Origin of the sequence: Synechococcus sp. R55.8 (genome assembly GCF_047461895.1) — a bacterium.
Taxonomy (GTDB): Bacteria; Cyanobacteriota; Cyanobacteriia; order Thermostichales; family Thermostichaceae; genus Thermostichus.
Map to the genome: position 1 here is coordinate 1 of NZ_JANSIB010000117.1, position 4,909 is coordinate 4,909.

Genomic DNA, 4,909 nt, shown 5'->3' on the forward strand with positions numbered 1-4,909 from the left:
ATACTGTACATTATTTTCAGTATAGTCCAGCGTATCATTGACTAGAGTCATGCTCTCGCCTGCGGATCCCGTAGCCGGAAGAAGTCCTTATTAGCAAGCTTCTCATCTATTCGCCTCTGTTGCTCTCGGAGAAGGGCTGCTGTGGTTTTGGGTAGGGTGCACATCTCAGCGGTGACGGGCATCGAGGATGAACAGAGCACTACCTACGACGAACAGGAGGCTGGCTCCTATCCCCAGCAGGGTTTGGACAACCTTGAGATTGAGAAAGGCTGGAGCTGCTGGATCCCACAGAGAGGGGTCACTGCCCAAGGTCATCACCTCGCTCACCGCAAACAGGCCACTCCCCAGCAAAAACAACCAACTGGCCAACTCGTAGCGGTGGCTGCCTCTCATGTCTGCTCCGACTGCAAGTGTTTGTAGGCTTGGGCAGCGGCGGCCATTTCCGCAGCCTTTTTTGAGCGACCTTCACCGCGACCCCAGCACCGTCCTTGCCCCCAGACTTCCATGGTGAAATGGGGGGGATGTTCCTGGGCGGCCACCAGGCGGTATTCCGGCAGGCTGCCCCAAAGGCGTTGGGTGAGTTCTTGCAGGGCTGCTTTGGGGTTGCGCCGAGTGGGGTCTTGGAACCATTGCTCCACTCGTCGGTGTAGATAGGGATCCAGCCAGGGATGCAGCCTGGGCAGCGTGTAAATACCCCAACTGAGATAAAAAGCCCCAAGCAGAGCCTCGAAAGCATCCGCCAGCCGCCGACCCCGTCCGGCCAAGTCGTTTTGCGAGCTGGATCCCACCTCCAGGTAGCGATCCAAGCCGTGCAGATCCGCCAGTTCTGCCAGGTAAGCATCGCTGGTCAGGTCGGAGCGAATCGCGGTCAGCTCTCCCACCGACAGATGGGGATAGGACTGAAACAAGAATTCCGTAACCAAAATCCGCAGGACAGAATCCCCCAACAACTCCAGCCGATCGTTGTTCCGTCGGCCATCCAGAGAAGGGTGAATCAGAGCCTGATCCAGCAGATCCCAGCGCAGCTGCTCCAGCAAAGCCGGATCCCTGAATCCAAGGCGGGCCAGCAAATGCTCCAAGGCACGGCGACGGGGCGGGATCAACTCAACCATACACTCAGGTGCTGACGTTGCCTCAGCGGTCAGAACTGCACAGCTTGCAACCATTTTGACCTGAGCCATCTCACCCAGGCCGGGATCCCCGCTCAGGCGGTAAGCCAGCTATGCTACAGGAGTAGTATAGGCTTTTCGAGGGAGGATCCCTGCATGCCCATTCGCGCCAATTCCCCCATTCCCACGACCCAGATGGAAGTGACCAGCATTCGGCTGGAACGTGAGCTGAAGCAGCGACTGAAGGCGTTGGCCGGAAATCAGGGTTACCAGGCCCTCATACGGGAAATTCTTTGGAGTTATGTCCTGCGTCACTCTCAAGGGGCTGCCACCCTCAGTCCTGAGGATATTCGGGCCAGCTTCCCGGCCACGGCCCACCAAGCCCAATGCTGTGCTCTCACCGGACGGGCCATTCAACCGCAGGAGCCAATGTTGCTGGGGTGGACCACCGATGGAAAGTTCGTCGCCCTTAGCTCCTCCTGCTTTTAATCTTTGTTTTGGGGTCTCTCTCCAGTTTGCGAAGGGATCCAACCGGCACGAGTGCCCATCCGTTTAGATGCCACGAAGTTCTCGATATTTTCTGGCCCGTTCCTCGGCTGGATCGGGGGCTTGAGCTTTGGCAACTGCCTCCTCCAGTTGGGCCATCACCGTCTCTGCCGGTTCAGCGGAGCGGACGACGTAAAACATTAGGTTAATGGCTTCGTTGGCCGTCAGTTTGAGGGTTTCTTTTCCCTTGGGCACCAGCGCGATCTTGCCATCTGTGGTTGTGATGGCTGTATGGGATCCCTTAGCCAGAATCTCCCCAGCTTTTTCCAGAGTGACAAGCATATCCGTAGCTCACGGCAGCAGGACATCTACTATCCTATCGAATGTCTTGGGGCAAACGTTCCAGAAGGGTCTAAGCCATTTGGCGGATTGGGTGGGTTCATCATGGGTTGCCATGCTCCGCCAGCCAAGCATGCAAGTGGGGAAACAACTTTTGATTGGCTCCCGGGAAGGGAAATTCCGACAGTTCCGCCGGGCTAACCCAGCGCACCTCACTACATTGCAGGGCTTGGGCTTCTCCGCCCAGGTAGCGGCAGATAAAAGCAATAAGAGTAACGGTGAAATGGGTGTAGGCATGTTCGACGGTGGCTAGCGGCGCGACCACCTCGATATCGATGCCGATTTCTTCCTTCACCTCCCGCACTACACACTCAGCAGCCGTTTCTCCCGGCTCGATTTTCCCTCCGGGAAACTCCCACAGCCCACTGAGCATCGAGCTTTCCAACCGTCGATCGATAAGGATTTCTTTTCCCCGCAGAACAATGGCAACCGCGATTTGCTTATGAGGACGGGAGGCACGGGGTGCAGACATAGGCAATTGTTGGTGTTGACCTCGATTGTAGGCGCTGCAATCCGCTTGCCAAGGGCACCGGCCACAGTGAGGCTTTTTGGGACGACAGACGGTAGCCCCCAAATCCATCAGGGCTTGGTTAAAAGCCCGCGGCTGCACGGGATCCAACAATTGCTGGGAAAGCTGCCACAGCAGGGACAGACACTGGGACGGAGGCTGCTGCAAAGCCACCAAGCGAGCCAGCACCCGCTTGACGTTGCCATCCAAAATGGGCAAAGGCTGATCGAAGGCAGCGCTGAGAATGCCGCCGGCTGTGGTGCGCCCGATCCCCGGCAGAGCCAACACCTGCTCCAGATCCCTGGGGAACTCACCGTTCCGTTCCCGCACCAGGATTTGGGCGGCTTTGTGCAAGTTCAGGGCCCGCCGGTAGTAGCCTAGGCCCTCCCACAGTTTCAGCACCTGCTGCTGGGGGGCTGCCGCCAATGCTGGGATCCCAGGCAGGGTCTGCATCCAGCGCTGAAAGTAGGGAATGACCGTTGCCACCTGGGTCTGCTGTAACATCACTTCCGAAACCCAAATGGCGTAGGGATCCCGGGTGCGGCGCCAGGGCAGATCCCGCCCGTGTTCACGGTACCAACGTTGAAGAGACTGCCGCAAGCGTTGCAAAGAAGCCTCGTCCCAATTCCCTACCTTGTCCGGGAGGCTTGCAGCGCAGGAAAAGCTGCCCTTAGCTTCTGGAAGAGGCTGAGACTCAAGCCGCGTAAGCAAAGTGCAAAGCCCACCAGATCAGGGCCGAAACCACACCGGCCACAATTCCTGCCGAGATCAAAACGACAATTGGGCTATCCGCCCCCTTGAACTTCATAATGCCGCGATTGTAGTCAGCCATCCTTGCCTCCTACCAGCTCTGGCGTTGGGGTTGTCAGGGATGTTGATCGGGATCCAGATCTGCCAGCTCTATTCACAGGGAAAGCTGTGGCGAAGATGTCCCAGTAGAGGTGCTCCGCACCGCCGGCGCAAACATGCCTGGGGAGAAGCACCGTCCTCGGTCATGCATGATACAACCTTAGCATGGAACAGACTTTGACCCTGGTGATTTGGACTGTTTGGAATAACCAGAAGCTAGGCAACCCGCAGGACTAACCGGTCTGCTTCCCACTGTCGAAATAGGTTGAGAAGGTGGTCGGCTCTCTCTTCATGGGCAGCCAGGATCTCAGCGCCAGAACGGGCTTGATTGGCCAGGGGCAGCAGCAGCTCCACCACCTGGTAGCGGGTAGAGGCTATCATCTTGCCCGGGATCCGGGCGACGGGCCAGAAAATATCCATCTTCTGGGTCAGGATCTGGGCCGGATCCAGCTTGCCCAACAGATCTGAAAAGGGGATTTTTTGATCCCAGTAGCGCACGCTGCCATAGCGGACAAACAAGGGGTTGAGTTGCCAGCGGGAGCTCTTAAAAAATTCGACTGTAAAGGGATCCCAGTGGTCCACCTTTTTCCCTTGATGGCAACACCAGAAGAGATTTTGCGTGTGATACAGAGGCTCCAGATACTCCATGACCCGCAGTTGGTCGATGCGAGCAAGGGCCTCGTAGCGGCGATGGAACTCCGGGTGGGTGGCGGCAATCAACGGCCTGGCATTCCAATAGTCCAAGTAGGGGGCGACATCGATAAACTCCAGCCCGGCTTGGGCAAGCAAGTCGGGAATCTCGCCGATGTCGAAAGGAATATCATTGGCATGGAAGAAATTATCGACAATGTTTTCATCTTGTCCATAGTATTCTTGGTGAGCCTTGGCGTGCTTGGCCAAAAGGGAATTGGGGCTGGCTCCCTTCAGCAGTTGCCGCACAAATTCGATCTTTTCTGGGGTTGCAGGTGGGGTGATGCCCAACAACTCCAAGGCTCGCCGAATGCGGTACAGATGCCAACGGCCTGAACGGTTGTAGAGCATCAGCGCCATCACCCCATCGGGAGCCAACCGCGATGCCAGATTGCTCAAAGCCTTCACCGGATCGGCAGTGTGGTGGATTACCCCGTAGGAGCTAATCATGTCAAAGCTGCCTTCGGGCCAAGTAGAGGGATCCAGCAGATCCCCGTACTGCACGGAGCAGTTGCGTAGGCCGTGGTGCTTAATTCGCTTCTGGGCCATCTCCAGGGCTGGGCGACTGATGTCAATCCCGACCACCGAACCATAGCCGGGGTTGCTGGCGGCAATGCCATGCACTTCCCAGCCGGTGCCACACCCGGCCACCAAAAACCTGGATCCTGTGGGCTCTTGCAGCCTACGGGTGCGGGCGTACTGCGCCAAGGTATAGCTGCCCAGACTGGAGAAGCCCTCAAAGGGCCGGTCGTAAGGAATAGGAGGATAGGGGAACGTCTCGTACTGGGCCTGCACCGCCCGGGTAATCTCGGCTTCGCTCACCTCGTACTGGGCCTGCACCGCCCGGGTAATCTCGGCTTCGCTCACC

7 protein-coding genes are annotated in these 4,909 nt (G+C 57.5%); 1 reads left to right on the plus strand and 6 read right to left on the minus strand.

The window, feature by feature from the left end:
* Positions 1-165: 165 nt before the first annotated feature.
* Positions 166-393 (minus strand): hypothetical protein, encoded by a 228-nt coding sequence (locus NW829_RS10920; protein WP_414399535.1) that lies wholly within the window; start codon positions 391-393, stop codon positions 166-168.
* The gene (gene rnc, locus NW829_RS10925; RefSeq protein ID WP_414399536.1) at positions 390-1,112 is read right to left on the minus strand and encodes a ribonuclease III; all 723 of its coding nucleotides are present in this window, start codon (positions 1,110-1,112) and stop codon (positions 390-392) included. The genes NW829_RS10920 and rnc overlap by 4 nt, the downstream gene beginning before the upstream one ends.
* A 153-nt stretch (positions 1,113-1,265) precedes the next feature.
* Between rnc and NW829_RS10930 the strand changes: the two genes are divergently transcribed.
* Positions 1,266-1,598 carry a hypothetical protein gene (locus NW829_RS10930; protein WP_011432395.1) on the plus strand — a complete coding sequence of 111 codons (333 nt, stop codon included), beginning with the start codon at positions 1,266-1,268 and terminating at the stop codon, positions 1,596-1,598.
* Positions 1,599-1,661: 63 nt separating this feature from the next.
* Here the strand turns inward: NW829_RS10930 and NW829_RS10935 are convergent, their stop codons facing one another.
* The 4 genes from NW829_RS10935 to NW829_RS10950 form a co-directional block, all read right to left on the minus strand.
* Positions 1,662-1,937 carry a hypothetical protein gene (locus tag NW829_RS10935; RefSeq protein WP_011432394.1) on the minus strand — a complete coding sequence of 92 codons (276 nt, stop codon included), beginning with the start codon at positions 1,935-1,937 and terminating at the stop codon, positions 1,662-1,664.
* A gap of 100 nt (positions 1,938-2,037) precedes the next feature.
* Positions 2,038-3,102, minus strand: a complete 1,065-nt coding sequence (gene mutY / locus NW829_RS10940; protein WP_414414151.1) for an A/G-specific adenine glycosylase — start codon at positions 3,100-3,102, stop codon at positions 2,038-2,040.
* A gap of 94 nt (positions 3,103-3,196) precedes the next feature.
* Positions 3,197-3,334, minus strand: a complete 138-nt coding sequence (locus NW829_RS10945) for a hypothetical protein (protein ID WP_011432392.1) — start codon at positions 3,332-3,334, stop codon at positions 3,197-3,199.
* Between the two features lie 233 nt (positions 3,335-3,567).
* Positions 3,568-4,909: class I SAM-dependent methyltransferase (locus NW829_RS10950; RefSeq protein ID WP_414417076.1), on the minus strand; the 1,342-nt coding region annotated here is incomplete at its 5' end.